Source organism: Herbaspirillum sp. 3R11, from assembly GCF_004563925.1.
Classification (GTDB): Bacteria; Pseudomonadota; Gammaproteobacteria; order Burkholderiales; family Burkholderiaceae_D; genus Herbaspirillum.
In genome coordinates, this window is record NZ_SPNJ01000006.1 from 370,632 (window position 1) to 396,236 (window position 25,605).

General features: G+C 61.2%; 25 protein-coding genes and 1 pseudogene. 19 read left to right on the forward strand and 7 right to left on the reverse strand.

Going from position 1 to position 25,605, the window contains the following annotated elements; all coding sequences use genetic code 11:
- Positions 1-735, reverse strand: coding sequence for a ribosome biogenesis GTP-binding protein YihA/YsxC (gene yihA / locus E4P32_RS23835; RefSeq protein WP_116436348.1), 735 nt, complete (start codon positions 733-735; stop codon positions 1-3).
- A 198-nt stretch (positions 736-933) separates the two neighbouring features.
- Between yihA and E4P32_RS23840 the strand changes: the two genes are divergently transcribed.
- The 7 genes from E4P32_RS23840 to E4P32_RS23870 all read left to right on the forward strand — a co-directional run bounded on the left by E4P32_RS23840 (position 934) and on the right by E4P32_RS23870 (position 8,134).
- Complete coding sequence (locus E4P32_RS23840; protein WP_116436349.1) at positions 934-1,602, forward strand: c-type cytochrome; 669 nt, start codon at positions 934-936, stop codon at positions 1,600-1,602.
- 217 nt (positions 1,603-1,819) lie between these two features.
- Positions 1,820-3,958 (forward strand): cytochrome c biogenesis protein ResB, encoded by a 2,139-nt coding sequence (locus E4P32_RS23845; protein ID WP_116436350.1) that lies wholly within the window; start codon positions 1,820-1,822, stop codon positions 3,956-3,958.
- Positions 3,959-4,102: 144 nt separating this feature from the next.
- Positions 4,103-5,254 carry a c-type cytochrome biogenesis protein CcsB gene (gene ccsB, locus E4P32_RS23850; protein WP_116436351.1) on the forward strand — a complete coding sequence of 384 codons (1,152 nt, stop codon included), beginning with the start codon at positions 4,103-4,105 and terminating at the stop codon, positions 5,252-5,254.
- Positions 5,255-5,266: 12 nt separating this feature from the next.
- The gene (locus E4P32_RS23855) at positions 5,267-5,941 is read left to right on the forward strand and encodes an HAD-IA family hydrolase (protein ID WP_116436352.1); all 675 of its coding nucleotides are present in this window, start codon (positions 5,267-5,269) and stop codon (positions 5,939-5,941) included.
- A gap of 97 nt (positions 5,942-6,038) precedes the next feature.
- Positions 6,039-7,019, forward strand: coding sequence for a protein-methionine-sulfoxide reductase catalytic subunit MsrP (gene msrP, locus E4P32_RS23860; protein ID WP_116436353.1), 981 nt, complete (start codon positions 6,039-6,041; stop codon positions 7,017-7,019).
- Between the two features lie 8 nt (positions 7,020-7,027).
- Positions 7,028-7,651, forward strand: coding sequence for a protein-methionine-sulfoxide reductase heme-binding subunit MsrQ (locus tag E4P32_RS23865; protein ID WP_116436354.1), 624 nt, complete (start codon positions 7,028-7,030; stop codon positions 7,649-7,651).
- 234 nt (positions 7,652-7,885) lie between these two features.
- The gene (locus tag E4P32_RS23870; RefSeq protein ID WP_116436355.1) at positions 7,886-8,134 is read left to right on the forward strand and encodes a hypothetical protein; all 249 of its coding nucleotides are present in this window, start codon (positions 7,886-7,888) and stop codon (positions 8,132-8,134) included.
- Positions 8,135-8,240: 106 nt separating this feature from the next.
- Here the strand turns inward: E4P32_RS23870 and E4P32_RS23875 are convergent, their stop codons facing one another.
- The 5 genes from E4P32_RS23875 to E4P32_RS23895 form a co-directional block, all read right to left on the reverse strand.
- Positions 8,241-9,239 (reverse strand): NAD(P)H-dependent glycerol-3-phosphate dehydrogenase, encoded by a 999-nt coding sequence (locus E4P32_RS23875; RefSeq protein ID WP_116436356.1) that lies wholly within the window; start codon positions 9,237-9,239, stop codon positions 8,241-8,243.
- A gap of 51 nt (positions 9,240-9,290) precedes the next feature.
- Positions 9,291-9,746, reverse strand: a complete 456-nt coding sequence (locus E4P32_RS23880) for an SH3 domain-containing protein (protein WP_116436357.1) — start codon at positions 9,744-9,746, stop codon at positions 9,291-9,293.
- A 141-nt stretch (positions 9,747-9,887) separates the two neighbouring features.
- The gene (gene secB, locus E4P32_RS23885) at positions 9,888-10,382 is read right to left on the reverse strand and encodes a protein-export chaperone SecB (RefSeq protein WP_116436358.1); all 495 of its coding nucleotides are present in this window, start codon (positions 10,380-10,382) and stop codon (positions 9,888-9,890) included.
- A gap of 68 nt (positions 10,383-10,450) precedes the next feature.
- Positions 10,451-10,711 (reverse strand): glutaredoxin 3, encoded by a 261-nt coding sequence (grxC, locus tag E4P32_RS23890; RefSeq protein ID WP_016835992.1) that lies wholly within the window; start codon positions 10,709-10,711, stop codon positions 10,451-10,453.
- Complete coding sequence (locus E4P32_RS23895; RefSeq protein ID WP_116436359.1) at positions 10,708-11,124, reverse strand: rhodanese-like domain-containing protein; 417 nt, start codon at positions 11,122-11,124, stop codon at positions 10,708-10,710. The genes grxC and E4P32_RS23895 overlap by 4 nt, the downstream gene beginning before the upstream one ends.
- A 122-nt stretch (positions 11,125-11,246) precedes the next feature.
- Here E4P32_RS23895 and gpmA point away from each other — a divergent pair, with 122 nt between their 5' ends.
- From gpmA to E4P32_RS23935, 8 genes are all read left to right on the forward strand, one after another.
- Positions 11,247-11,993, forward strand: coding sequence for a 2,3-diphosphoglycerate-dependent phosphoglycerate mutase (gene gpmA / locus E4P32_RS23900; RefSeq protein WP_116436360.1), 747 nt, complete (start codon positions 11,247-11,249; stop codon positions 11,991-11,993).
- A gap of 14 nt (positions 11,994-12,007) precedes the next feature.
- Positions 12,008-13,405 carry a peptidoglycan DD-metalloendopeptidase family protein gene (locus E4P32_RS23905; RefSeq protein ID WP_233526758.1) on the forward strand — a complete coding sequence of 466 codons (1,398 nt, stop codon included), beginning with the start codon at positions 12,008-12,010 and terminating at the stop codon, positions 13,403-13,405.
- A gap of 3 nt (positions 13,406-13,408) precedes the next feature.
- Positions 13,409-14,929, forward strand: a complete 1,521-nt coding sequence (locus E4P32_RS23910; RefSeq protein WP_116436361.1) for a S41 family peptidase — start codon at positions 13,409-13,411, stop codon at positions 14,927-14,929.
- A gap of 78 nt (positions 14,930-15,007) precedes the next feature.
- Positions 15,008-15,766 (forward strand): molybdopterin-synthase adenylyltransferase MoeB, encoded by a 759-nt coding sequence (gene moeB / locus E4P32_RS23915; protein WP_116436362.1) that lies wholly within the window; start codon positions 15,008-15,010, stop codon positions 15,764-15,766.
- Between the two features lie 786 nt (positions 15,767-16,552).
- Positions 16,553-16,957, forward strand: a complete 405-nt coding sequence (gene dksA, locus E4P32_RS23920; protein ID WP_116436363.1) for an RNA polymerase-binding protein DksA — start codon at positions 16,553-16,555, stop codon at positions 16,955-16,957.
- Positions 16,958-17,230: 273 nt separating this feature from the next.
- Positions 17,231-17,755 carry a hypothetical protein gene (locus tag E4P32_RS23925; RefSeq protein ID WP_233526759.1) on the forward strand — a complete coding sequence of 175 codons (525 nt, stop codon included), beginning with the start codon at positions 17,231-17,233 and terminating at the stop codon, positions 17,753-17,755.
- Between the two features lie 92 nt (positions 17,756-17,847).
- A complete protein-coding gene (locus E4P32_RS23930; RefSeq protein WP_116436364.1) occupies positions 17,848-19,890 on the forward strand; it encodes a TonB-dependent receptor in 2,043 nt (680 codons plus the stop codon).
- Positions 19,891-20,052: 162 nt separating this feature from the next.
- Positions 20,053-21,183: a branched-chain amino acid ABC transporter substrate-binding protein gene (locus E4P32_RS23935; protein WP_167735749.1), complete on the forward strand. Its 1,131-nt coding sequence runs from the start codon at positions 20,053-20,055 to the stop codon at positions 21,181-21,183.
- Between the two features lie 17 nt (positions 21,184-21,200).
- Here E4P32_RS23935 and E4P32_RS23940 read toward each other — a convergent pair whose 3' ends face one another.
- Positions 21,201-21,665, reverse strand: coding sequence for an Lrp/AsnC ligand binding domain-containing protein (locus E4P32_RS23940; protein ID WP_016832045.1), 465 nt, complete (start codon positions 21,663-21,665; stop codon positions 21,201-21,203).
- Positions 21,666-21,948: 283 nt separating this feature from the next.
- Here E4P32_RS23940 and E4P32_RS23945 point away from each other — a divergent pair, with 283 nt between their 5' ends.
- The 4 genes and pseudogenes from E4P32_RS23945 to E4P32_RS23960 all read left to right on the forward strand — a co-directional run.
- Positions 21,949-23,076 (forward strand): branched-chain amino acid ABC transporter substrate-binding protein, encoded by a 1,128-nt coding sequence (locus E4P32_RS23945; RefSeq protein ID WP_116436366.1) that lies wholly within the window; start codon positions 21,949-21,951, stop codon positions 23,074-23,076.
- Positions 23,077-23,354: 278 nt separating this feature from the next.
- Positions 23,355-24,365: a trans-3-hydroxy-L-proline dehydratase gene (gene lhpH, locus E4P32_RS23950; RefSeq protein ID WP_116436367.1), complete on the forward strand. Its 1,011-nt coding sequence runs from the start codon at positions 23,355-23,357 to the stop codon at positions 24,363-24,365.
- A gap of 4 nt (positions 24,366-24,369) precedes the next feature.
- Positions 24,370-25,308, forward strand: a complete 939-nt coding sequence (locus E4P32_RS23955) for a delta(1)-pyrroline-2-carboxylate reductase family protein (protein WP_116436368.1) — start codon at positions 24,370-24,372, stop codon at positions 25,306-25,308.
- A gap of 83 nt (positions 25,309-25,391) precedes the next feature.
- Positions 25,392-25,605 (forward strand): annotated as a pseudogene (locus E4P32_RS23960) (branched-chain amino acid ABC transporter permease); the annotation flags it as partial.

Sequence of the window (25,605 nt, forward strand, 5' to 3'; positions counted from 1 at the left end):
TTAATTCTCTTCGTTGCCGATGTCGTCGGGACCATTCGTTGCATCCCCGTCGGTATCTTCAGAATCTTCGTCATTCGACAATCCCGCCAATTCCAGAATCTTGTCGTTGGCCTCTTCGAGGCCGGTGCGCTTGAGCGCGGAAAACAATTGCGCCGTGAACGGAAACGGCTGGCCGTTTGCATCGACGTAGCTGGACAGGAACGTGTGCGCCTGGCGCAATGCATTGGTAGCATCGTTGCGGTTGAGTTTGTCGGCTTTGCTGAGGATGCAATGCAGCGGCTTGCCGGTGGGCGCAAACCATTCCACCATCTGGATATCGAGTTCGGTAAAAGGCCGGCGCGAGTCGACGATCATCACCAGCGCAGCGAGCTGGTCGCGGCGGCGCACATAGTCGCCCAGCAGTTCCTGCCAGTGCAGCTTGGCCGACCCGGACACCTGGGCGTAGCCGTAACCGGGCAAGTCGACCAGCAGGGCGCGGATTTCTTCCACTTTTGTCTCATCTTTGCGATGCTGCGCTATATGCGCGCCGCCGATCGAGAAATAGTTGATATGCTGTGTGCGTCCTGGCGTTTTCGATGCAAAAGCCAACTTTTTTTGATTGCACAGTACGTTGATGGCCGTGGATTTGCCGGCATTGGAGCGGCCTGCAAAGGCGATCTCCGGTACCTGAGTATTTGGCAAATCACGGAGATGATTCACCGTGGTGAAGAAGCGGGCTTGCCAAAGTTGGGACATAGTAGGAGGAAAATGCATTGAAAGTGGGCAAAAATGCCGAAAAGCTATTGTACAATAAGGGGTTGTCTCTTGTTGTGTTGTACTGGGGGAAACACTTTTCGGCTGTGCATTTTCAAGCGTGCCTGAAAAGTTAGGGAAAGAGGAATCGCGTCGCCAACCTGGCAATTTATTATCACAATCAAGTCTCAGGGTGTTTGAATGAATCGTGCCTTTTCGCCGTTGTTGAAATCCTTATTCATTGCAATGCTGGCGGTATCTTCCGCAGCATTTGCAGCCGAAGAAAAAAAACCCGAGCCAGTCGCCAAGGTTGATCCGGCCAAAGGCGAAGCGCTCTATACCAACGGCGACGCGGCGCGCAACATCACCGCCTGCGTTTCCTGTCATGGCGCCGCGGGCAATTCGACCATTACCGCCAATCCGCGCCTGGCGGGCCAGCATACCGCCTACATCGTCAAGCAATTGACCGATTTCCGCGCCGCCGGCCGCAGCAACCCCATCATGTCGCCGCTGGCCAAGGCCTTGTCGGATGATGACGTGAAGAACATCGCCGCCTACCTCAACGCCCAGGCCCCGAAGCCGGGCGCCGCCAAGAGCAAGGACACCCTTGAACTCGGCAAGCAGATCTGGCGCGGCGGCATCGCCTCCAAGAACGTTCCGGCCTGCGCCGGTTGCCACAGCCCGAACGGCGCCGGCATCCCTGCACAGTATCCGCGTCTGGCCGGCCAGCACCAGGATTACACGGTGACCGAATTGACAGCCTTCCGCGGCGGCACGCGCAGCAACAGCCCGCAGATGACGACCATTGCGGACCGCCTGTCGGACAAGGAAATCAAGGCTGTGGCAGACTACATCGCCGGCCTGAAGTAAAGAATCCGTTTTAAAGAATCAGTTGTAAAAATCCGATGTAAAAATTCGGTCGCAACAAATTGGAGGGGGTGGCTGCGAAGCCGCCCCTTTTTGCATTTCCGTCTTGCCAGGCCAACTCACCCCGGCAGGCGAGGCAGCCGCTGAGAACTGCACCGCAGAAAACTGCACCGCAAGCAGCAACGACAAGCACCATCGAGCATCGATAAAGGTAGCACTTATGACAGGCAGTACCGCAGGCATCCAACTGAAGACCCGCCAACGCTGGGTCGCCGAAGTCGTCGAGCTGTTTTCCTCCATGCGCTTTGCCATCAGCCTGCTGACGCTGATCGCGGTCGCCTCCATCATCGGCACCGTGCTGCAGCAGAACCAGCCGATGCCGAACTACGTCAACCAGTTCGGGCCGTTCTGGTTCGAGGTGTTCGGCAAGCTTGGCCTCTACGCTGTGTACTCGGCCTGGTGGTTCCTGATGATCATGGGTTTCCTGGTGCTGTCGACCTCGCTGTGCATCGCGCGCAACGGTCCCAAAATGCTCAAGGACATCAGCAGTTGGCGTGAAAACGTGCGCGAGCAATCGCTGCGCAATTTCCACCACAAGGCCGAATGGACCGCCGCCACGCCGGTGGCCGGCATGGCGCTGCAACTGGCGCAGCGCATCGGCGCCAACGGCTACAAGGTCAAGTTGCTGGAAAAGGACGGCGCCACGCTGATCGCCGCCAAGAAGGGCGCGGCCAACAAACTGGGTTACATCTTCGCCCACTCCGCCATCGTCATCATCTGCCTGGGCGGCCTGCTCGACTCCGACCTGCCGATCCGCTTCCAGCAATGGTTCTACGACAAGACGCCATTTACCGGCAACGGCGTGATTTCGCAGATTCCGGCCGAGCACCGGCTGGGCCTGGGCAATCCGACCTTCCGCGGCAACACGCTAATCCCTGAAGGCGCCAGCAGCAGCACCGCCATCATCCCGCAGCAGAACGGCGTGATGATCCAGGACCTGCCGTTCACGATCCAGTTGAAGCGCTTCGTCATCGACTACTACTCAACCGGCATGCCGAAGCTGTTCGCGAGCGACGTCATCGTGCGCGACAACGCCACCGGCAAGGATTTTGCTGCGACCATCAAGGTCAATGAACCGCTGATCTACAACGGCGTGGCGGTGTACCAGTCCAGTTTCGAAGACGGCGGCAGCAAGCTGCGCCTGACCGGCCATGCGATGACCGGCGCCGACGACAAGCGCTTCGAGATCGCCGGTGAAGTCAACGGCAGTACGCCGTTGTCGGCGGCCAAGGACAATGAGTACACGGTGGAGTGGAGCGGCTTCCGTCCCTTCAACGTGGAAAACATGAACAACAACGGCAACAGCGCCAACGGCGGCGGCAGTGGCGATGTTCGCAGCGTCAACAAGAGCCTCAACCAGAGCATGGGCAAGTCGTTCGCCGATGGCCTCGACAAGCATCTCGGCTCGGGCGCCAAGAACGCCAACAGCAAGGACCTCAAGAACGTCGGCCCGAGCGTGCAATACAAATTGCGCGACAAGACCGGCCAGGCGCGCGAGTTCCTGAACTACATGCAGCCGGTACAGGTCGACGGCGCCTATGTCTTCCTGGCGGGGGTACGCGACATGCCGGACGAGCAATTCCGCTACCTGCGCATTCCGGCCGATGACGAAGACAGCGTCGACGAGTGGATGCGCCTGCGCGCCGCGCTGGCCAATCCGGCCTTGCGCGCGGAAGCCGCCACACGCTACGCGCGCCAGGCCATGAAAGGCGACGGCGCCAATGCCCAGCAGTTGCGCGACCAGGTGCAGCAGTCGGCCTTGCGCGGCCTGAGCATCTTCGCCGGCGACGGCAAGGAATCGGGTTACATCGCGGTGTCGCGCTTCATCGAGAAGATCCCCGCCGCCGAGCAGGAAAAAGCCGCCGACATCTTCATGAAGATCCTCAACGGCAGCATGTGGGAGTTGTGGCAGGTCGCGCGCGAGAAGGCCGGCCTGAAATCCATGGGCACCGACGAGAAGCATGCGCGTTTCCTGCAGTTGGCGATCAACGCGATGGCCGACGCCGGCTTCTACCATGCGCCGGTGTACCTCAAGCTGAGCGGTTTCGACGAGATCAAGGCCTCGGTGTTCCAGGTCACGCGCTCGCCGGGCAAGAAAGTGGTCTATCTGGGTTGCCTGTTCCTGGTGCTGGGCGTGTTCTCGATGCTGTACATCCGCGAGCGTCGCCTGTGGGTCTGGATCCGCCCGCAAGACGACGGCGGATCGCATTCGCTGATGGCCATGAGCACCCAGCGCAAGACGATGGATTTCGATAAGGAATTCGAATTACTGAAGGCGAAGCTGTCGCAAACGGCGTAAGCTAGCGTCGGACATAATATAGGCATGAGCGTTTAACGCTTATGCCCGCAACGACATATCTCCCGCGCGCTAGACGGGTAGGATGTCGGAGGGCCTGATGCCGCGACGATGCGCGGCGGCCCCAGGATTGAACTGGAGATCGTAATGGAATTGAGCCAAACCCACGCTTATTCGCAGGATATCGGCTTTTTCAAGCGCCTCAGCGTGCTTGACTGGATTTACGCGGCCGCGCTGGTGGCGGCATCGCTGTTTGCGCTGAGCCGCTACGGCGGCCACATGGATTACTACGAAAAAGCGGTGCTGCTGCTGGCGGCGCCGACCTTCGCCTGGCTCGGCTGGCACTGGAAATCGGTGCGCTGGCTGATGGCGGTGCTGGCGGTGCTGGCGCTGTCGGCGATCGCCATGTACGGCGGCGCGCTGGAGATGGCCGACAAGAAATTCTTCCTCAAATACCTGCTCTCCAGCCAGTCGGCCATCCTGTGGATGAGCGCGCTGTTCGTGTTGTCCACGCTGTTCTACTGGGTCGGCCTGGTGGCGCGTTCCGGCACCGGCGCCGCACTCGGCTCCAAGCTGTGCTGGGCGGCAGTGGTGCTGGGCTTCACCGGCATGCTGGTGCGCTGGTACGAGTCCTACCTGATCGGTCCGGACATCGGTCACATCCCGATTTCCAACCTGTACGAAGTGTTCATCCTGTTCTGCATGATCACGGCGCTGTTCTACCTGTATTACGAAGATCGCTACGCCACCCGCCAGCTCGGCGCCTTCGTGCTGCTGGTGATTACGGCGGCGGTCGGTTTCCTGCTGTGGTACACGGTCTCGCGCGACGCCGCCGAGATCCAGCCGCTGGTGCCGGCGCTGCAAAGCTGGTGGATGAAGATCCACGTGCCGGCCAACTTCATCGGCTACGGCACCTTCGCGCTGGCGGCGATGGTGGCGGTGGCCTACCTGCTCAAATCCAAGGGTTACCTGGAAGATCGGCTGCCGTCGCTGGAAGTGCTCGACGACGTCATGTACAAGGCCATCGCGGTCGGCTTCGCCTTCTTCACCATCGCCACCATCCTCGGCGCGCTGTGGGCGGCCGAAGCCTGGGGCGGCTACTGGTCATGGGATCCGAAGGAAACCTGGGCGCTGATCGTTTGGCTCAACTATGCAGCGTGGCTGCACATGCGTCTGATGAAGGGCCTGCGCGGCCAGGTTGCCGCCTGGTGGGCGCTGGTGGGTCTGCTGGTCACGACCTTCGCCTTCCTCGGCGTGAACATGTTCCTGTCCGGCCTGCATTCCTACGGCGAACTGTAAGCGAACCGCACCATGACGACAGCGCTTCCCGCGATTGATACCATCGACCTGATCCTGTTCGACTGCGACGGCACCCTGGTCGACAGCGAAATCGTCGCCGCCGACGCCTGGGTCGAGCACAGCGCACGCTTCGGCGTCAGCATCACCGCGGTCGAGGCGCTGGAGAAATTCAAGGGCGTCAACATGGCCGACTGCGTGGCCGAGATCGAACGCCTGGCCGGCAGTCCCTTGCCGGCCAGCTTCGTGACCGAACTGCGCGATCTCATGGCGATCATGTTCCGCGCCCGCCTGCAGCCGATCGCCGGCGCGCTCGAGCTGGTGCAGTCGCTGGCCGTGCCGTTTTGCCTGGCGTCCAATGCACCGCGTGAAAAGATCGAGTTGTGCCTGCGCGTGACCGGCATGCTGCCGTATTTTGAAGGCCGGATTTACAGCGCCTACGACGTGCAGAAATGGAAGCCGGATCCGGCCTTGTTCCTGCATGCTGCAGCCGCCATGGGTGTTGCGCCGGCGCGCTGCGCCGTGGTCGAAGACAGCCTGCCCGGCGTCAAGGCCGGCCTGGCGGCGGGTATGACGGTGTTTGCGCTGCAGTCGGAAGACCATGTGCTGACCTTGCCCGACGGCGTGCACGTGATCCGCGAATTGGCGGAATTGCCGGGCCGCCTGGCGCCGGTCGCCAATCTCTCCTGACCCGGGTCTCCCCCGGCACAATCAAATCGGCGAACTTCTGTAAGATGGTGCGGATCAACGCGACCAATGGTCGTCAGTTACCGCCACAGGAGATTCCATGTTCATCAAGCGCCAACTCCGCAACATCGACGTCCCGCTGTCCTCCGAGATCACGCCGCGCGCGCTGTTCGAATCGCGCCGCGATTTCATGCGCCACGTCGCGGTCGGTTCGATCGCCGGCGGCGCCTTGCTGGAAACCATGACGCAACCCGCCCTGGCGCAGACGCCGGGCGCGCAGAAGCTGACCGCCAAGCCCAATTCCGCCTATGTCGTGATGGACAAGCAGACCAGCTTCAAGGACGCCAGCACCTACAACAATTTCTACGAATTCGGCACCGACAAGGGCGATCCGGCGCAAAACGCCGGCACGCTGAAGACGCGGCCGTGGACCATCGCCATCGAAGGCGAGGTGAAGAAGCCGCTGACGCTCGACATCGACGCGCTGCTCAAGCTGGCGCCTCTGGAAGAGCGCATCTACCGCCTGCGCTGTGTGGAGGGCTGGTCAATGGTGATTCCGTGGATCGGCTATTCGTTGTCCGAGCTGATCAAGAAGGCCGAGCCCACCGGCAACGCCAAATACATCGAATTCATCACCCTCGACGACAAGAAGCAGATGCCCGGCGTCTACGAGCGCGTGCTGCAATGGCCGTACACCGAAGGCCTGCGCCTGGACGAGGCCAATCATCCGCTGACGCTGCTGACCGTGGGCATGTACGGCGAAGTGCTGCCGAACCAGAACGGCGCGCCGGTGCGTGTGGTGGTGCCCTGGAAATACGGCTTCAAATCGGCCAAGTCCATCGTCAAAATCCGTTTCCTCAAGGAACAGCCCAAGACTGCGTGGAACGTCTCGGCGCCGCAGGAATACGGCTTCTATTCCAACGTCAATCCCAACGTCGACCACCCGCGCTGGTCGCAGGCCTCGGAGCGCCGCATCGGCGAAGACGGTTTCCTGGCCCGCAAGCGCAAGACGCTGATGTTCAACGGCTATAACGAAGTCGCGCCGCTGTATGCGGGCATGGATCTGAAGAAATTCTTTTGAGCGCGCCCATGAATGCACTGCGCAACCTCAAGCCGCGCCAGGTCGGCATCCTCAAGGGCGTGCTGTTCGTGTTGGCGCTGTTGCCGTTCGTGCGGCTGATCGCCTTCGGTTTCCTTGACCGGCTCGGCGCCAACCCGATCGAATTCATCACGCGCAATACCGGCGACTGGACCCTGTATTTCCTGTGCATCACGCTGGCGGTCACGCCGCTGCGGCGCCTGACCGGGTGGAACTGGTTGATCCGGCTGCGCCGCATGCTGGGATTGTTTTCGTTCTTTTACGTCGTGCTGCACTTCATGACGTTTTTCTGGTTCGACCATTTCTTCGATGTGGAAGAAATGTGGCGCGACGTCGTCAAGCGGCCGTTCATCACGGTCGGCTTCATCGCCTTCGTGCTGCTGATCCCGCTGGCGGCCACCAGCACCAACGCCATGGTGCGCCGGCTGGGCGCCAAACGCTGGCTGTGGCTGCACCGGCTGATGTACCTGATCTTGCCGCTGGGCATTTTGCACTTCTGGTGGATGAAGGCGGGCAAGAACCTGCTGGCCCAGCCGATACTTTTTGCAACAATTGTTACGATTCTGCTGCTACTGCGTATGTTCTTCAAATTTCAGTCGAGGAAAACGCCGTAAAGCCTTGTAAATACTGGAGTTTTCGATTTGCTGCGACGCCGCAAACATGGCGGCGTTTTGTTTTTTCTTGCTACTCCCTGACAAAAATTCGGATTTTGCGTATTCCAAATCGAATTTGGTGCGTTAGTTGACTTACAGCGCGCCAAAAACGCGCAACTGCGATGGTGCCGAAAGGTATTTTTCGTCGCAGAACGCCACGAACGGGAACGTCAGAAGACGTGTAAGGACAGGGTCATGCAAGCAATCGAACGCAATATCGCAGTCAAGAATGCCAAGAACGGCGCCGCTCATCATCAGCAATATGTGCTTGCGGCCAAGGAAGGCCGTTTCAGCAAGGCAGGAAAATCGTTCCGCGCGAAAGAGCGCGAAGACGATTGCTCGGTCTATGACAAGCTGCCGAAGCAGATCGACGACATCGTCGAAGGCGAGTCGCCGAAGCGTTTCAAGCGCCCCAAAATGGAGAGCGACATCGTCGCACGCTAAGTTTTTCGGGTTGCAGCAGCGGGACTGAGCGCCAGGCGCCAGTCCCGTTTTTCTTCAGCCGGCAGTTTTGCCCGGCGTCAATTTTCCCGCCTGAATTTCCAGTTGTTCAGTTTTCTTCGCGCGGATCGCGCGACAGCAGCTGCGCCACCATTTCCTGTACTGAAACCCCATCGAACAAGGCCCCGGCCACCGCATTGGTGATCGGCATGTCGATGTCCAGCTCCTGCGCCAGCGAGCGCACCGCCTGCGCGCAGCGCACGCCTTCGGCGACGTGGCCGAGTTCGGTCACGATGGCGTCGAGTTTCTTGCCCTGCGCCAGCCCGAGGCCGACGCGGCGATTGCGCGACAGGTCGCCGGTGCAGGTCAGAATCAAATCACCGACGCCGGACAGGCCCATGAAGGTTTCGGCGCGGCCGCCCAGCGCGATGCCGAGCCGGCTGATTTCCGCCAGGCCGCGTGTGATCAGCGCCGCGCGCGCGTTCAATCCCAATTGCAGGCCGTCGGCCGCGCCGGTGGCGATGGCCAGGATGTTCTTCACGGCGCCGCCGATTTCCACCCCGATCAGATCGTCGCTCGAATACACGCGCAGATTGCCGCCGTGCACCGCGCTGACCACGCGTTCGCACAAGGCCTTGTCGAGGCTGGCGATGGTCAGGGCGCAGGGCAGGCCGCGCGCCACTTCCTGAGCGAAGGACGGACCCGACAGCGCGCCGGCCGGGATCTTGTCGCCCAGCACTTCGCGCACGATCTGATGCGGCAGCAGGCGGGTTTGTTCTTCCAGTCCCTTGCACAGCCAGACGATGTTGGGGATCGGATGATCGCGTAGCGTCTCGGCCAAAGCGCGCAGGCCGGACACCGACGAGGCGACGATCAGCAGGCTGTCCTGGCTGGCGGTGACATGTTCAACCGTCTTCGCAAAATCGCCGGTGACGATAAGCGACTCCGGCAGATGAAAACCGCGCAGGTAGGCCATGTTTTCGCGTTGCAGGGAAGCTTCCCGCATGGCCTGGCCGTTACGGCCCCACAGCACGACCTGATGGCGCTGCGCCAGCACAATGGCCAGCGCCGTGCCCCAGGCGCCGGCGCCGAGTATGGAAATATTCATGAAGATTCGCTTGTAGAGGCGGGAATGGGGAAAGTATGCGCCTGGTAAAGCTTAATCGCCCCAGACCTCGGACGCCTTGACGAAGCCGCTCTGGCCGTCGCGGTGCTTGACCTTGACCCAGCCGCCGGATGCAGGCGCGGCGTCGGTCAGCTCCAGCAGCACGTTCTTGTCGGCGCTGAAGACGGTGGCGCTGTTGTCGTCGGCCGCAGCATGAATCTTGGCATTGGCGACATTGACCACTACGTTGCGCTTGGCCGCCAGCGACTTGGACATGACCCAGGACAGCGTGCCGGCCGCATCGCGCACCTTGCTCCACTCGCCGTAGGTCAGCACCACTTCGACCGGCATGCCGCGCGGCGCCACGAAGACGCGGCGACCTTTTTCGGATGGGGCGTCATACAGCACGGCCGGCGCTGCGCCGACCGACTTGAAGTCGAGCGCAAAGGCGGGCGCTGCCGCGGTCGAACCGAGAATCAGAGCGGAAAGGACGAGAGGGGAAAATTTCATGGACTTGCTCCGCTGGAGAGGGTGAGGCCGTGCATGGCGCGAATGATCGCCGGGCGCGGCATCGGATGCAGGATACAACGAAGGCGCCGACCGCAACGCGCCTCGCGCGGAGCGGGGCAGCGTGCGGCGGATACAGCGAGATCAGTTGACTGTGGTGGTGCCGGTGACCAGCGTGCTGTCGGTCTGTTGTTCGGCCAGCGCCTGCAGGCGTTGCTGGTAGAACACTTCAAAATTGATTTCGGCCAGGTGGATCGGCGGGAAACCGGCGCGCGTGATCACATCGGCGATGTTGGCGCGCAGGTAAGGATAGATGATGTTCGGGCAACCGATGCCCAGCAGCGGATCCAGTTGCTCGGCAGGAATGTTGCGCACTTCGAAGATGCCGGCTTGCTTGCCTTCGACCAGGAACGCGACCTTGTCCTTGACCTTGGCGGTCACGGTGATGGTGACGGTGGATTCGAAGATGCCGTCGGCCAGCGCTTCGGCGCCGACGTCGACTGCCACTTCGATCGCAGGCGCATCCTGTTCCAGGAAGATCGCCGGGGAGTTCGGTTGCTCCAGCGACAGGTCCTTGAGGTAGACGCGCTGGATCTGGAATACGGGTTGCTGTTCAGCTTGTTGGTTCTCTTCCGCCATGGAATGCTCTCGTTTCAGGTTGGATTAATACGGATGATAAAAATGCGAATGGATCGATTCGGGAAGGCTTAGCCCTGCAGCAGCGGATCGAGACCGCCGGCGCGGTCCAGCGCGCTGAGGTCGTCGAAACCGCCGACGTGGGTGTCGCCGATGTAGATTTGCGGCACCGTGCGGCGGCCGGTCTTCTCCATCATGATGTCCTTCTGCTGCGGATCGAGGTCGATGCGGATCTTTTCGATGTCCTCGACGCCCTTGCTCTTGAGCAGGCGCTCGGCCATCATGCAATACGGGCACACGCCGGTGCTGTACATGAGGACGCGCGCTGTCATTTTGCCGCCTTCTGGCTGGCGGTCGGCAGGCCTTGCGCCTGCCAGGCCGCGATACCGCCGGTCAGGCCGTGCACTTCGGCGAAGCCGGCCTTCTTGAGGATGCCTTCAGCCTTGGCTGTTTGCGTGCCGGACTGGCACACCACGATGACGTTCTTGCCCTTGAACTTGTCGAGTTCGGCGATGCGTTGCGACAGGTCCTTGAGCGGGATGTTGCGGGCGTCGCGCAGGTGAGCGGCGTTGAATTGCTCGACGTCGCGCACGTCCAGGACCAGGGTCTTGCCGGTGTTGATCAGTTGGGTGGCTTGCAGCAACGTCAGCTTGCTGCCGCGCTGTTGCAGGAAGGGAATGAGCAGCGCGCCACCGGAAATGATGACCAGGCCGATCAGGAAAATATTGTCTACGATGAATTTCACGGGATCTCAATGGGTTTACTGAATCCCGGCATTATAAAATAGAAGCTGACACGCTATTTGATTCTTCCTTTGCTATTTTCTGATCTCTTCCCGTTTCTTCCTATTTCTCACGAATCCACACTATGTACAAAATCGTTTTCATGCGCCACGGCGAGTCGACCTGGAACCTCGCCAACCGTTTCACCGGCTGGGTTGACGTCGATCTGACCGAAAAAGGCGTGGCCGAAGCCAAGCAGGCCGGCAAGCTGCTGAAAGAAGCCGGCTTCACCTTCGACCTGGCTTACACATCGGTGTTGAAGCGCGCCATCCGCACGCTGTGGACCACGCTCGACGAAATGGACCTGATGTATCTGCCGGTGCAGCACGACTGGCGTCTTAACGAACGCCACTACGGCGCGCTGCAAGGTCTGAACAAGGCGGAAACCGCCGCCCAGTACGGCGATGAGCAGGTCCTGGTCTGGCGCCGCAGCTACGACACGCCGCCACTGCCGCTGGAGCCGAGCGATCCGCGCGCGTCCTACAACGACCCGCGCTACGCCAACCTCAAGCGTGAGGACATCCCGCTGACCGAATGCCTCAAGGACACCGTGGCGCGCGTGCTGCCGGCCTGGAACGACACCATTGCACCGGCCATCCGCGCCGGCAAGAAGATCATCATCTCGGCGCACGGCAACAGCCTGCGCGCACTGATCAAGTACCTCGACGGCATCAGCGACAACGACATCGTCGGCCTCAACATTCCCAACGGCCAGCCGCTGGTGTATGAATTGGATGCCGACCTCAAGCCGATCAAGAGTTACTATCTGGGCGACCAGTCGGCCATCGACGCGGCGCTCAAGGCCGTGGCAAATCAAGGGAAATCGAAATAACTAAGCTTTTTTGCATGACTGAAGGATTGCGGCGCTGGCGCGCCGGCAGACCGGCGGCTCTCGGTGCTGCGGCATTGGCCGCGGCGTTGTGTTTGCTGTCGCCCCCGGTCGCCGCCCAGGTCACCGAACGCGCCAAGCAAAAGCAGGCGGCCGAGAAAGAGCGCGCCGACCTGCAGCAAAAGCTGGCCAACCTCAAGCGCGACATCGACAAGACCGAGACCGCCAAGGGCAATGCCGCCGATGCGCTGGCCGAGTCGGAGCAGGCGATTTCCAAGGCCAACCGCTCGCTGCGCGAACTGAGCCAGGAGCAGGCCGGCACCGAAGCCAAGCTCAATGTGCTGGTGAAGCAGCAGGCCGACTTGTCGGGCGTGGTCAACAGCCAGCAGGCGCAGTTGTCGAAACTGCTGCGTGACCAGTACGTGGCCGGCAACGAGGATCGCATCAAGTTGCTGCTGTCGGGCGACAACCCCAATCGCATCAACCGCGAGCTGCAATACATGGGCTACGTGTCGCAGGCGCAGGCGAAACTGATCGAAACGCTGCGCACGAACCTGCAGGCCATCAAGGACAACAAGGCCGCGACCCAGAACGCCAAGTTCGAACTGGAAGAAATCGCCCAGGAAGAGAACGAGCAAAAGAAACTGCTGGAGAAGGAAAAGGCCAAGCGCGGCACGCTGCTGGCGCAACTGTCGACCAAACTCAACTCGCAGCGCAAGGAAGTCGGCAACCTGCAGCGCGACGAGCAGCGCCTGTCCGGCCTGGTCGACAAGCTGGCGCAACTGATCGAGGACCAGAAGAAGGCCGAAGCCGCGGCGCGCGAAAAGCGGCGCCAGGAACAATTGGCCAAAGCCAAGGCCGAACACGAGCGGCGTGCGGCTGCTGCTGCCCAGCAAGCCAAGGCCGCGCCGGGAACCAAGGCCAGGCCGGCGCCGTCGGACAACATTGACGACGACGAAGCGCCGCAATCGCTGGGCCGCAACGAAGCCACGCCGTCGCCGGAAGAAAATTTTGGTAAGCCTTTCGCCAGCCTGCGCGGCCAGTTGCGCCTGCCGGTGCGCGGCGACCTGATCGCCAAGTTCGGCGGCAAGCGCGGCGACGGACCGAGCTGGAAGGGCCTGTTCATCCGCGCGCCGGAAGGCTCGGAAGTCAAGGCAGTGGCGGCCGGGCGGGTAGTGTATGCAGACTGGCTGCGGGGTTTCGGCAATCTGCTGATTGTCGACCACGGCAACCAGTACATGACGATTTATGGCAATAATCAGTCCGTTCTGAAGCGGGCGGGGGATCTCGTCAAAACCGGGGATGTCATTGCCAGCGCAGGGAATAGCGGCGGCAATGAGCAATCGGGTTTATACTTTGAAATGCGGCATCAGGGCCGCGCTTTCGACCCACTGGGCTGGGTAACTACTAGGTGAAAAATGGGCAGCAAACTCAAGAACGTTGGACTTATCAGTTTGGGCATGATTGCGGGTGTAGCGGCTTCGATGCAATTCGACGCCATCGCGCAAAAAAATGCGACGGCCCCGCTGCCGTTGGAAGAGCTGCGGCAATTGACCGATGTGTTCGGTCTGATCAAGTCCGATTACGTTGAGCCGGTAGAAGACAAGAAGCTGCTCACCGAAGCAATTTCCGGCATGGTTGCCTCGCTCGACCCGCATTCTGCCTACCTCGACAAGAAGGCCTACAAGGAGCTGCGCGAAGGCACCATGGGCAAGTTCGTCGGCCTCGGCATCGAAGTCGGCATGGAAGACGGCTACGTCAAGGTGATCTCGCCGATCGAAGATTCGCCGGCCTATCGCGCCGGCATCAAGGCGGGCGACCTGATTACCCGTCTCGATTCGACGCCGGTCAAGGGACTGACGCTCGATGAAGCCGTCAAGAAAATGCGCGGCGAACCGAATACCAAGATCACGCTGACCATCGCCCGCAAGGACGAGGACAAGCCGATCATCCTGAGCATTACCCGCCAGGAAATCCGCGTGCAAAGCGTCAAGTCGAAAGTGGTCGAACCCGGCTACGCCTGGTTGCGCGTGACGCAATTCCAGGAACCGACGGTCGACGACATGGCCAAGAAGATCCTGGCGATCTACGCCCAGGAACCGAACCTCAAGGGTCTGGTGCTCGACTTGCGCAACGATCCGGGCGGCGTGCTGCCGGGCGCGATCGGTGTGTCGGCCACCTTCCTGCCGAAGGATGCCGTGGTGGTGACCACCAACGGTCAGCTGCCGAGCTCCAAGTCGAGCTTCCTGGCCAAGCGCGAGTTCTACGCCGCCAATCCGCTCAACGATCCGCTGTCCAAGCTGCCTGACGCGATCAAGAAGGTGCCGCTGGTGGTGCTGATCAACTCCGGTTCCGCTTCGGCTTCCGAAATCGTCGCCGGCGCACTGCAGGACTACAAGCGCGCCACGATCATGGGCACGCAGTCGTTCGGCAAGGGCTCGGTGCAGTCGGTGATCTCGCTGCCGCCGGACAAGCTGACTGCGGTCAAGCTGACCACGGCGCGTTACTACACGCCGAACGGTCGCTCGATCCAGGCGCGCGGTATCGTGCCGGACATCATGGTGGATGAATACGCCGACGGCGATGGCCTCAACGGCCTGCGCCTGCGCGAAGCCGACCTGACCAAGCACCTGACCAACGACAAGGACAAGGATGCCAAGGAAGTGAAGGCATCCACGGTCGACGAGAAGGAAGAAGAACGCCTGATCGCGCTGGAAAAGAAGCGCAAGCCGCTCGAATTCGGCAGCAAGGAAGACTTCCAGCTGGCGCAGGCGCTCAACCACCTGAAGGGCCAGCCGGTCCAGGTGTCCAAGGTCAAGCCTGAAATCCGCGACGAGTCCAGCAAGGACGACAAGCCGGTCAAGGACATCCGCAAGGACAACAAGGCGCCACCGGAAAAGATTGAAAAGGCTCCAGCAGAAAAGATCGAAAAGAAGTGATGTAGGAAATTGCGTTACATTAAGAGGGCTGCAGACATGCAGCCCTTTTTTCATTTATCGCTCCGCCACCGCCACGCCATGAACGACCAGCAATTGCTGCGCTATTCGCGCCACATCCTCCTCGACGAGATCGACATTGCCGGACAGGAAAAACTGCTGGCCGGCCATGCGCTGGTCATCGGCGCCGGCGGCCTGGGGTCGCCGGCGGCGATGTATCTGGCATCGGCCGGCATGGGCAGGATCACGCTGGTGGACGACGACACCGTCGATTTGACCAACCTGCAGCGACAGATCATGCACACGACGGGGCGCGTCGGCCAGCTCAAGGTGCAATCGGGGCAGCAGGCGCTGGAAGAAATCAATCCCGACATCGACATCGTCGCACTGGCCGAACGCGTCAGCGACGGGCGCCTCGGCGAGCTGGTGCGCAGCGCTACGGTGGTGCTGGACTGCAGCGACAATTTCGACACCCGCCACGCCGTCAACCGCGCGTGCGTGACCCACAAGGTGCCGCTGGTGTCGGGCGCAGCGATCCGTTTTGACGGCCAGGTCAGCGTGTTCGACCCGCGTTCAGGGACGGCGCCGTGCTACGCCTGCCTGTTCCCGCCGGATCAGAAATTCGACGAGGTGCAATGCTCGACCATGGGGGTGTTTTCGCCGCTGGTGGGCATCATCGGCACCATGCAGGCGGCCGAAGCGCTCAAGCTGACAGCCGGGATCGGCGAATCGCTGGCCGGACGGCTGCAGATTCTGGACGCCCGCAACATGGAATGGACCACCATCCGGCTGGCGCGCAACCCGGCTTGCCCGGTGTGCGGCGCCGTACATCCGGCCTGACCGCACCGAAGCAGGCAAAGGCGGCCCCAGGCGGGCATAAATACAGGCGGGTGCAGGCGCACAGCAGTACGCGAAGTGCTATTTATGCGCCAAGTTCTGGTATACACTGTATTGGATTTGCGTGCCGGATGACACGCTTCCCATCTGCGTGTCATGGCGTGAGCCAGGCACGATCGTCGATTGACCAGATAACCGGAAGTTTCGGGGGAAGGATACATGGGCGTCACCGCAAAGAAAGACAGTTCCAAAGCCACCGCGGCCAAAAGTGCAGCCAAGAAAGCCGGCGCCACTGCCGCAGCGGTCAAAACACCAAAGGCGGCAGCTGAAAAGCTGACGCCGAAACCGGCCAGCCGGGCGGCGACGCCGGCCCGCAAAACCGCTGCAGTGAAGACTGCATCGGCCGCGCAGCCCAAGGCTGGCGCGGCGGCGAAGAAGAAGGCAACAACTTCCTCGGCAGCCAATGTTGTTGTAGTAAAATCCCTGACCGTTAAAAAAACGGTATCGGCGACCTCCGGGTCCGGCACAGGGAAGAGCGCCGGCAAGGCAGTCGGAGCGGCGTCTCAAAAAGCGTCCGCAATAGCGTTACCACCGGCAACACCGGCAGCAAGGGAAGTGGATTCAAAAGCGACCAAATCCGGTCAGGCTGGCGGCAGCAAAGCCAGCGGCGGCAAGACAGCAAAGCAGGATGCAAGCGCCGGATTAAAGGATAAAATTGAAAAACCCGTAGTATTGAAAGTAAGCGAAGTGGCAACTAAAACTCCCAAAACTACCCCTGATACGCAAACCTTGCTCACCGAGGAACAAATCCTCAAGATGGGCGAGAAGGACTACATGAACGAAGCGCAACTTGCTTTCTTCAAGGCCCGTTTGCAACAGCTGGAACGAGATCTGCTCAAGAACGCCGGCGAGACCACCGAGCATCTGCGCGAAACCGTGCTCGTGCCTGATCCTGCCGACCGCGCTACGATCGAAGAAGAACACGCGCTGGAATTGCGTACCCGCGACCGCGAGCGCAAGCTGCTCAAGAAGGTGCAGCAATCCATCGTCTCCATCGACGGCGGCGAATACGGCTGGTGCGAAGAAACCGGCGAACCGATCGGCATTCCGCGTCTGTTGGCGCGTCCTACCGCGACACTGTCGCTGGAAGCGCAACAACGCCGCGAACTCAAGCAAAAGCTGTACGGCGACTGAGTTCCTGCTGTGATCACAAGCAATGGCGCCGCGAGTCGGCGCCATTCGCTTTTGTTTTGCACGTCTTTCTTTCCTTCTTTCGTCCTTCCAGCCTCGGTGGTGCGACTGTAGTCCGTCACCACGTTCTCGTCATATTCGCGTGCGGCGTCCTTTCCCGGCATTTCCGAACTTCCGACGTTTCCCCAATTGCACCGCCGCGTAATCATGCGGGGCAAGATGCATTCGTCAATGCAACAGTGTTGCAATTGAGTGCTATAATTCGCGCTCTCCGGCATGCCGCCCGCCGCGCTTGCCGAACCATCGCTGACCTACCTGAACCTCATGGCCGTCGCCTCCGCCACATCGCTGCGTATTGCCCCTCCGGCACGTCCTCGTCCGGCCGGCGTCGCTGTCCGACGCAGTCGCAGCGGCCGCATGGGTTTGGCGCTGGCATTGGTCGCGATGCTGCTGTTCTCGCAGTGGCTCGGTCTGCTGCACGGCATCGCTCATGCCGGCTGGCCGGAGCAGGCGCAAGCGTCGTCAGTGACGTCCTCGCTGGCTTCCTTCAATGCCGCGCTGTTCAACTATGTCGACGTCGGCGCCCGCAGTTCTGACGACGGCAAGCATCACGCCGCGCATGAAAAATCGCATCATTCCTGCGTCGAATATGACGCCGCCGCCGGTGCGGCCGGCATCCACGCCGGTTTCTTTTCTCCTCCGCTGATTCCCGGCACGCAAGTGCTGGCGCTGTGGCAGGCCTTCGCCTCCTGGGATGCGCCGGCCGTCTGCCACTTTTCCTCACGCGCGCCGCCGCGCTGACATCTGAACGCAAGGATTTGCCGGCCGGACCGCCTCACGCGGATCCGCGCCTGGCCGCACGCCATTCTTTCATTTGTCAGTCAAGGAACACCATGCAAGCCCAGCCCACCCTGCTGGCCAGCGCCGTCCTGTCCGCGCTCGCCGTCATGTCCACCGCCGCCTTCGCACAGAACGTGCAGACCGTGCAAACTACGCCATCGCCGCAATTACAGCAACAATCACAGCAACTGCAGGAAGTCGTCGTCACCGCCAGCCCCTTCGCCACCGAAGAAAACGCCCAGATCCTCACGCCCGCCAAAGTGCTGGCCGGCGATGAGCTGCGCAACAAGCTCGGCAATTCGCTCGGCGACACGCTGTCGCAAGAGCTCGGCGTCTCGGCCTCCGCCTTCGGCGCCGGCGCGTCGCGTCCCATCATCCGCGGCATGGAAGGCCCGCGCGTATTGATGCTGCAAAACGGCATGTCGACCGCCGACGTGTCGACTGTCTCCAACGACCACGCGGTCGCCACCGAAGCCGCCACCGCACGCCAGATCGAAATCCTGCGCGGTCCGGCCGCGCTGCTGTACGGCTCGGGCGCCATCGGCGGCCTGGTCAACGTGGTCAACGACCGCATCCCGACCGAGCTGGTGGGCAAGCCGACCGGCCAGGTCGAGGCGCGCTACGGCACCGTCGACGGCCAGAAAAATACTTCATTCTCGGTCGACGGTTCGGCCGGCCAGATCGGCCTGCATGTTGACGGCAATTACCGCGACACCGACAACTACAAGATTCCCGGCAACGCCAAACAGGGCGATGCCACCACCGCATCCGGCCGCCTGCCGAATTCCTTCACGCATGAAAGCAGCGTCGGCGTCGGCGGTTCCTACATCGCCGACTGGGGCCATATCGGCGCGTCGGTGTCGTCGCTGGACGATCACTACGGCATTCCGACTGCAGAAAAATCCTTCATCGACCTGCACCAGACCCGCTACGACATCGACAGCCTGGTCAGGGAGCCGTTTGCCGGCATCGAGTCCTTCAAGTTCAAGCTCGGCTATACCGACTACACCCACACCGAGAAGAAGGAGGACGGCACCGCCGACACGGTGTTCTCCAATCGCGCGCTGCAGACGCGCTGGGAACTGGCGCACAAGCCGTTGGCCGGCTGGCGCGGCAATTTCGGCATCCAGACCGAGCAAAACAATTACTCGGCCTTGTCGGCCGTCGACGGTTCGCCGCAGCTGACGCCCAAAACCAAGTCCAGCACCTTCGCCGGCTTCCTGGTCGAAGAGCGCAAGTTCGGCTCGGTGCTGGCCAGCGCCGGCCTGCGCCTGGAGTCCGTCAAGCGCCGTCCGGAAGGCCTGCAGAACCGCGACTTCAATCTGTTCTCGTGGTCCACCGGCGCGTTGTGGAGCTTCGTGCCCGGCTACGGCCTGGGTGCGACCTATTCGGTGGCGCAGCGCGCACCGACCGTGGAAGAGCTGTATTCCAACGGCCCGCATGAATCGACCTCGACCTTCGACATCGGCAACGGCAGCCTGCAAAAGGAAACCTCGCACAACATCGAACTGAGCCTGCAAAAGACCGAAGGCCTGGTGCGCTGGAAGGGCAATCTGTTCCAGAACAAGGTGAAGAATTACGTCTACGGCCGCACCAACGGCCAGGTCGACGCAACCGGCAATGCCGATCCGGCCGGTGAATTCTTGCAGCGCTTCTGGTCGCAGGGCGACGCCACCATCCACGGCGCCGAAGTCGAAGTCAGCTACAACCTGAACAACGAAGGCTTCTCGGTACGCGGCTTTGCCGACACCTCACGCGGTACGCTGGACAACCAGGGCAGCCTGCCGCTGCAGCCGGCCACGCGCTACGGCGTCGACCTCGGCTGGAAGCAAGGTCCGTGGGCCAGCGGCGCGCGCGTGTTGCGGGCGCTCAAGCAGGATCGCCTGGCCGCCTTCGAATCCAGTCAGACGCCGTCCTATACCCAGCTCGACGCCAATCTGTCGTACACGCAAAAGCTGCAGGCGATGCGCGTGACCTGGTTTGCGCTGGTGAAGAACCTGCTCAACCAGGACATCCGCTATTCCACCGCCGTGCTCAAGGACACCGTGCCGCAATCGGGGCGCAACCTGATCGTCGGGGTGCGCACGCAGTTCTGACCGGAACCCGTTTGCATGGCGCGCGGCGCCTGAACCAGTCAAAACCGGCAAAAGGCATGCTCTTTTGCCGGTTTTTCACCAATGCGCGGCGACGTATTGGGCTATTCTGGGCAGAGTCACCGGCAATGCCGCCGGCACAGCCAGTCCCGGCCCGAGGAGCGCATGCCACCTGTTCGCATCATTGCAATTGCAACAGCCCTGTCCTTGCTGTCCGCCTGCGCTTTTGCGCAAGAGCGGCAAGTGGTCAAGCTCGGTTTCAGCAGCCCGCTGTCGGGGCCGCAAGCCGCCGCCGGCAAGGATGGGCTGAATGGCGCGCAGATGGCGATCGAACGCCTGAACCAGCAAAACCTGCAGCTGGACGGCAAAGTCATTCGTTTTGAGTTGCTGGTGCGCGACGACAAGGCCAGCACGCAGGAAGGCGCCGCAATCGCGCGGGAGCTGGTGGGGGCCGGGGTCCGGGCGGTGCTGGGACCGTTCAATTCCGGCGTGGCGCTGAGCGTTGCGAAGATCTACAACGACGCCGGCGTGGTGTCGCTCACCGTCGCCTCCAATCCCAAAGTCACCCAGACCGCGCTGACGTATGTGTTTCGCATTGCCGCCAGCGACGCCGATATGGGCGGCAAGATGGGCCTGTATGCGGCGCGTCATCTCAAACTGAAAAAAATGGCAGTCATCGACGACGGTTCGCTGTATGCGCGCGGGCTGATTGATGAGTTCGAGCGGGTCGCCAAAATGAATGGCGTCCAGCTGGTGTACAAGGAAGCGGTCGGCGACAAGGCGGAGGAATTCGGCGTCGCGCTCAATGCCATCGCCGCCGCCAAGGCCGACGCCATTTTCTTCGGCGGCTACGTGCCGCAGGCGAGCGCGTTGCTGCGGCAGATGCAGCAGCGCGGCCTGTCGATTCCCCTGTTGGGCGGCGACGCCTTGTGTTCGTCGGCCATGTCGACGCAAGCCGCTAGCGCGCTGGGCGAACGCACTTACTGCGTGCAGGGAGGCGTGTGGCTGACCAGGGTGTCGGACGGCGCTGTTTTCGCTTCCGCCTACCAGGGCAAATATGGCAGCTTGCCGGATGTCTATGCGCCGACCTTCTACGACGGCGTGCTGTTGCTGTGGCAGGCGATGAAGTCGGCCAATTCGCTCGACCCGCGCGTCTTTGCGCCGGTGCTGGCGCGCATGCGTTACAAGGGCGTAACGGCCACCTATGAGTTCACGCCACGCCACGACATGACCGAATCGACCGTGACCATCCTGCGTTTCAAGGATGGCAAGCTGGTGCCGCTATCGAGTTTTTGAGACGGCTCGTCCGTGATTTATTTGATCGGCAACCGGATCGTATTCTTGACCTCTTCCATCACCGCGTAGGTATGCGTTTCGCGTACGCCCTTGAGCTGCAGCAGCGACTTGCCGAGGAATTCACGGTAGGCGTTCATGTCCTTCACGCGCGATTTGACCAGATAATCGAAGCCGCCCGCGACCATGTGGCATTCCATGATTTCCGGAATGCTCTGCACGCTTTTCTTGAAGGCTTCGAAGACGTCGGCCGTGGTGCGGTCCAGCACCACCTCGATGAACACCAGCAGCGACACGTCCAGCAATTCCGGATTGAGCTGGGCCGCGTAGCCGAGGATATAGCCGGCGTCCTGCAGCTTGCGTACCCGCTCCAGGCAGGCCGCCGGCGACAGATTGACGCGCGCGGCCAGGTCGACGTTGCTGATGCGGCCGTCGTTTTGCAGTTCCGACAGAATTTTTTTGCTGATTTTATCAAGCGTAGCCATAGAATCTGAATTTTCTTCTGTTTAATGAGAAATTGCTGAATTAAATTCTGATTATAAGGGCAATTATCGGGACTAATATCATCAAAGAGTAAATAGAATCGAGCACCATAAAAAGTAGTTGCGCCGGACCACCGGACGCAACGGGCCGACCAAAGCACAGAAGAGAGACTCACCCGCCATGCCTATCTGCAGTTGCGCTTGCGACCGTCTTGCCTTTTTGCCGCCGCGGCTTGAATTCAGTGTTTTAACGCAAGCCTGACCTTCAACCAAGAGAGGAAACAACATGTATAACCGCATGCATATCATCGCCGCTTCACTTGCCATCATCCCGGCATTCGCATCTGCTCAGGAAGTGCAAACAGTGAAGATCGGTTTCAGCAGTCCGCTGACCGGGCCACAAGCTTCGGCCGGCAAGGATAACCAGGGCGGTTTGCAAATGGCGGTCGAGCGTCTGAATACGCAAGGCCTCACCATCGGCGGCAAGAAGATCAAGTTCGAAATCGTCGCGGAAGATGACCAGGCCGATCCGAAATCGGGCGTGGGCGTAGCGCAAAAGCTGGTTGACCAGGGCGTCAAGGCCATCGTCGGTCCGTACAACTCGGGCGTCACCATTCCTGCTTCGCGCGTCTACAACGACGCCGGCATCGTGACCGCGACCGTGGCTTCCAATCCGAAGATCACCCAGCAAGGTTTCGCCACCCTGTACCGTGTTGCAGCAAGCGACAGCCAGCTGGGCGGCAAGATGGCGCTGTACGCCGCCAAGGAACTGAAGATCAAGACCGTGTCCGTGATCGATGACCGCACCGCGTATGGCCAGGGCCTGGCGGAAGAATTCATCAAGATCGCCCAGGCCAACGGCATCAAGGTCGTCAGCAAGGATTTCACCAACGACAAGGCCACCGACTTCACCGCCATCCTGACCTCGATCAAGGGCAAGAAGCCGCAAGCCGTGTTCATCGGCGGTTACGCACCACAAGGCGGTCCGATCAAGCGTCAGATGAAGCAACTGGGCATCGACGCGCTGCTGATGGGCGGCGACGGTATCTGCTCGCCTGAAATGGGTCGTCTGGGCGGCGACGCCATCGGCGAAAGCGTCTACTGTACGCAAGGCGGCACGATCCTCGAGAAGGCCAAGGAAGGCAAGGCATTCGCCGACGACTATCAAAAGAAGTTCGGTCGCCCAGCGGAAGTCTACGCAGTCTCGTTCTATGACGGCATGATGGTCATCGCTCAGGCAATGAAGGCGGCCAACTCCGTCGAACCAAAGGTCTATGGCCCTGCGCTGGCTAAAATCAAATACAAAGGCGTGGCAGGTCAGTACGAGTTCGACGACAAGCATGACCTGAAGCAATCGCCAGTGACGATCTTCCGCTTCAAGGACGGCGTGCCGGTTGCTCTGACCAGCTACTGATCGCTGCTTCCGCTGTTTGGTTTCATCGCCAGTTCCATTTCATTTCTGCCAGGGAACAATCGCAGTCTTGTGATTGCTTCCCTGAAATGATCCCCTGGTAATTTCCGTAGTTCATCCCCGGCCCTCTGCAATGCAGCAGGGCCGGGGTTGCCACAGCCTCATCTTTACGATCGGGCAAGGCATTGATGCATCCGTATCACCAATACGGCGCACGCAATCGGAAATGCAATACACTGCCCATTGCGAATAGTTTCTAGTATTTTGCAGAAGGAAGTTTCATGCTCAGTTACACCCGCACCGTCCAGACCATCGACGCCCACACCGGCGGCGAACCGCTGCGTATCCTGGTGTCCGGCCTGCCGCAAGTACCCGGCGCCACGATCCTTGAAAAGCGCACCTGGCTGAAGGAAAACCGCGACGACCTGCGCCAGTTCCTGATGAACGAGCCGCGCGGTCACGCCGACATGTACGGCGCTTACCTGTTTCCGCCACTGACGCCGAATGCCGATTTCGGCGTTATTTTTATTCACAATGAAGGCTACAGCGACATGTGCGGCCACGGCATCATCGCGCTGGGCAAAGTGCTGGTCGAAATGGGCTATGTTGAGCGTACTTCACCGGTGACGCGCATCTGCTTCGACGCGCCGGCCGGCTTCATCGACGCCAGCGTGGAGTGGGACGGCCAGCGCGCCGGCAAGGTCACCTTCAAGAACGTGCCTTCCTTCATCTATCAGCGCGACGTCGAAGTCGACACCCCGAGCTTCGGCAAGATCACCGGCGACATCGTCTTCGGTGGCGCTTTCTACTATTACATCAACGCCGACCAGGCCAAGCTGACCGTCAAGCCGGAACAAGTGCGCCAGCTGATCCAGCTCGGCGCCGAGACCAAGGCCGCCGTCAAGGCCAAGGTCAAGATCCAGCATCCGCTCGAGCCGGGTTTGAACACGCTGTACGGCACTATCATCGACAGCGCCCCCAATTTTCCCGGCGCCGATCAGTCCAACGTCTGCATCTTCGCCGACCGCGAAGTCGACCGCTCGCCGACCGGCACCGGCACCTCCGGCCGCGCGGCGCAGCTGTTCCTGCGCGGCAAGCTGGACCTCAACCAGGACTACGTCAACGGCAGCATTGTCGGCAGCAACTTCAGCGTGCGCGTCACCGGCACCACCAAGGTCGGCGAGCTTGATGGGGTCTTCACCGAAGTCACCGGTTCGGCGCACATCATGAGCACCAACCAGTGGCTGCTGGAAGAGTCCGACCCGTTCCCGACCGGCTTCTTCCTGAGGTAAATCGATGCACATTCTCGACGCCCAACAAACCGCCGCCGCGCTGCCGTATGCGCGCCTGGTACCGGCGCTGGCGCAAGCCGCGCAGGAATTCGCCGACGGCCGCATCACCGCGCCCGAACGCCAGGTCGTGCCGATCGACGCCAACAGCGTGCTGCTCAGCATGCCGGCCGTCAGCGCTGACCTCAGCGTCACCAAGCTGATTACCGTCCATGGCGACAACGCCCGGCATGGCCTGCCCGCCATCCAGGGCGAAGTCATCGTCTTTGAAACGCAGACCGGCCGGCGCATCGCCTTGCTGCACGGTCCGACCGTCACTGCCCGTCGTACCGCCGCGATGACGCTGCTCGGCATCCAGACGCTGGCGCCGGCCAAGCCAAAATCGGCGCTGCTGATCGGCACCGGCGTGCAGGCTGCCGCGCATGCCGACGCGCTGGTGGAGTTCTTCGGCGTCACGCAATTCTGGATCGTGGCGCGCGACGTTGCCCGCATGCAGGCGTTCTGCAGCGAGCTCAGCACGCGTCATGCCGAGCGCGGCATCGTCGCCAGTCCGCTGGCGGCTGACGCCATGCAAAAGGACGTGCCTGCGACCGACGTACTGATCGCACTGACCACCTCGCGCACCGCGGTGATTCCGGCCAGACTCGCGCCGCATACCCTGGCCATCGGCGTCGGCGCCTTCAAGCCTGACATGGTGGAATTCCCGGCAGCGCTGCTGGCTGAACGCACCATCGTCGTCGACGACCTCGGCGGCGCCAAACATGAAGCCGGCGACCTGATCCAGGCCGGCGTCGACTGGAGTCGCGTACGCGCCATCGGCGACATCCTGGCCGGTCGCGGTGAAAAGCTGCAGCCTGCGCAGGGTTTGCCGGTCTTCAAGACCGTCGGCCAGGCCTCATGGGATCTGGCGGCGGCGCGCGTGGCGCGTGACTCGCTGCAAAGTTGATCTGACAGAAATTCAATCCACAAAGATTTACACAGAACCGCTCTGCAACAAGCAGCGTGGAAAAAAGGGAGCTTAGGAGACATATGGACATATTCATCCAGCAAATCATCAACGGCCTGGTCCTGGGGAGCATGTACGCCCTGATCGCCCTGGGCTACACGATGGTGTACGGCGTGCTGAACCTGATCAATTTTGCGCACGGCGACGTGCTCATGATCGGCGCGATGGCAGGCTTGAGCATTTTGAAGCTGATCCAGCACGTGGCGCCGGACCTGCCGGGCATCGTCAAGCTGATCA

What these genes read in the sequence shown, in the direction of transcription:
- yihA (WP_116436348.1), bottom strand. Translation starts at nt 735, where the DNA reads ATGTCCCAACTTTGGCAAGCCCGCTTCTTCACCACGGTGAATCATCTC.
- E4P32_RS23840 (WP_116436349.1), top strand. Translation starts at nt 934, where the DNA reads ATGAATCGTGCCTTTTCGCCGTTGTTGAAATCCTTATTCATTGCAATG.
- E4P32_RS23845 (WP_116436350.1), top strand. Translation starts at nt 1,820, where the DNA reads ATGACAGGCAGTACCGCAGGCATCCAACTGAAGACCCGCCAACGCTGG.
- ccsB (WP_116436351.1), top strand. Translation starts at nt 4,103, where the DNA reads ATGGAATTGAGCCAAACCCACGCTTATTCGCAGGATATCGGCTTTTTC.
- E4P32_RS23855 (WP_116436352.1), top strand. Translation starts at nt 5,267, where the DNA reads ATGACGACAGCGCTTCCCGCGATTGATACCATCGACCTGATCCTGTTC.
- msrP (WP_116436353.1), top strand. Translation starts at nt 6,039, where the DNA reads ATGTTCATCAAGCGCCAACTCCGCAACATCGACGTCCCGCTGTCCTCC.
- E4P32_RS23865 (WP_116436354.1), top strand. Translation starts at nt 7,028, where the DNA reads ATGAATGCACTGCGCAACCTCAAGCCGCGCCAGGTCGGCATCCTCAAG.
- E4P32_RS23870 (WP_116436355.1), top strand. Translation starts at nt 7,886, where the DNA reads ATGCAAGCAATCGAACGCAATATCGCAGTCAAGAATGCCAAGAACGGC.
- E4P32_RS23875 (WP_116436356.1), bottom strand. Translation starts at nt 9,239, where the DNA reads ATGAATATTTCCATACTCGGCGCCGGCGCCTGGGGCACGGCGCTGGCC.
- E4P32_RS23880 (WP_116436357.1), bottom strand. Translation starts at nt 9,746, where the DNA reads ATGAAATTTTCCCCTCTCGTCCTTTCCGCTCTGATTCTCGGTTCGACC.
- secB (WP_116436358.1), bottom strand. Translation starts at nt 10,382, where the DNA reads ATGGCGGAAGAGAACCAACAAGCTGAACAGCAACCCGTATTCCAGATC.
- grxC (WP_016835992.1), bottom strand. Translation starts at nt 10,711, where the DNA reads ATGACAGCGCGCGTCCTCATGTACAGCACCGGCGTGTGCCCGTATTGC.
- gpmA (WP_116436360.1), top strand. Translation starts at nt 11,247, where the DNA reads ATGTACAAAATCGTTTTCATGCGCCACGGCGAGTCGACCTGGAACCTC.
- E4P32_RS23905 (WP_233526758.1), top strand. Translation starts at nt 12,008, where the DNA reads ATGACTGAAGGATTGCGGCGCTGGCGCGCCGGCAGACCGGCGGCTCTC.
- E4P32_RS23910 (WP_116436361.1), top strand. Translation starts at nt 13,409, where the DNA reads ATGGGCAGCAAACTCAAGAACGTTGGACTTATCAGTTTGGGCATGATT.
- moeB (WP_116436362.1), top strand. Translation starts at nt 15,008, where the DNA reads ATGAACGACCAGCAATTGCTGCGCTATTCGCGCCACATCCTCCTCGAC.
- E4P32_RS23925 (WP_233526759.1), top strand. Translation starts at nt 17,231, where the DNA reads ATGCCGCCCGCCGCGCTTGCCGAACCATCGCTGACCTACCTGAACCTC.
- E4P32_RS23930 (WP_116436364.1), top strand. Translation starts at nt 17,848, where the DNA reads ATGCAAGCCCAGCCCACCCTGCTGGCCAGCGCCGTCCTGTCCGCGCTC.
- E4P32_RS23935 (WP_167735749.1), top strand. Translation starts at nt 20,053, where the DNA reads ATGCCACCTGTTCGCATCATTGCAATTGCAACAGCCCTGTCCTTGCTG.
- E4P32_RS23940 (WP_016832045.1), bottom strand. Translation starts at nt 21,665, where the DNA reads ATGGCTACGCTTGATAAAATCAGCAAAAAAATTCTGTCGGAACTGCAA.
- E4P32_RS23945 (WP_116436366.1), top strand. Translation starts at nt 21,949, where the DNA reads ATGTATAACCGCATGCATATCATCGCCGCTTCACTTGCCATCATCCCG.
- lhpH (WP_116436367.1), top strand. Translation starts at nt 23,355, where the DNA reads ATGCTCAGTTACACCCGCACCGTCCAGACCATCGACGCCCACACCGGC.
- E4P32_RS23955 (WP_116436368.1), top strand. Translation starts at nt 24,370, where the DNA reads ATGCACATTCTCGACGCCCAACAAACCGCCGCCGCGCTGCCGTATGCG.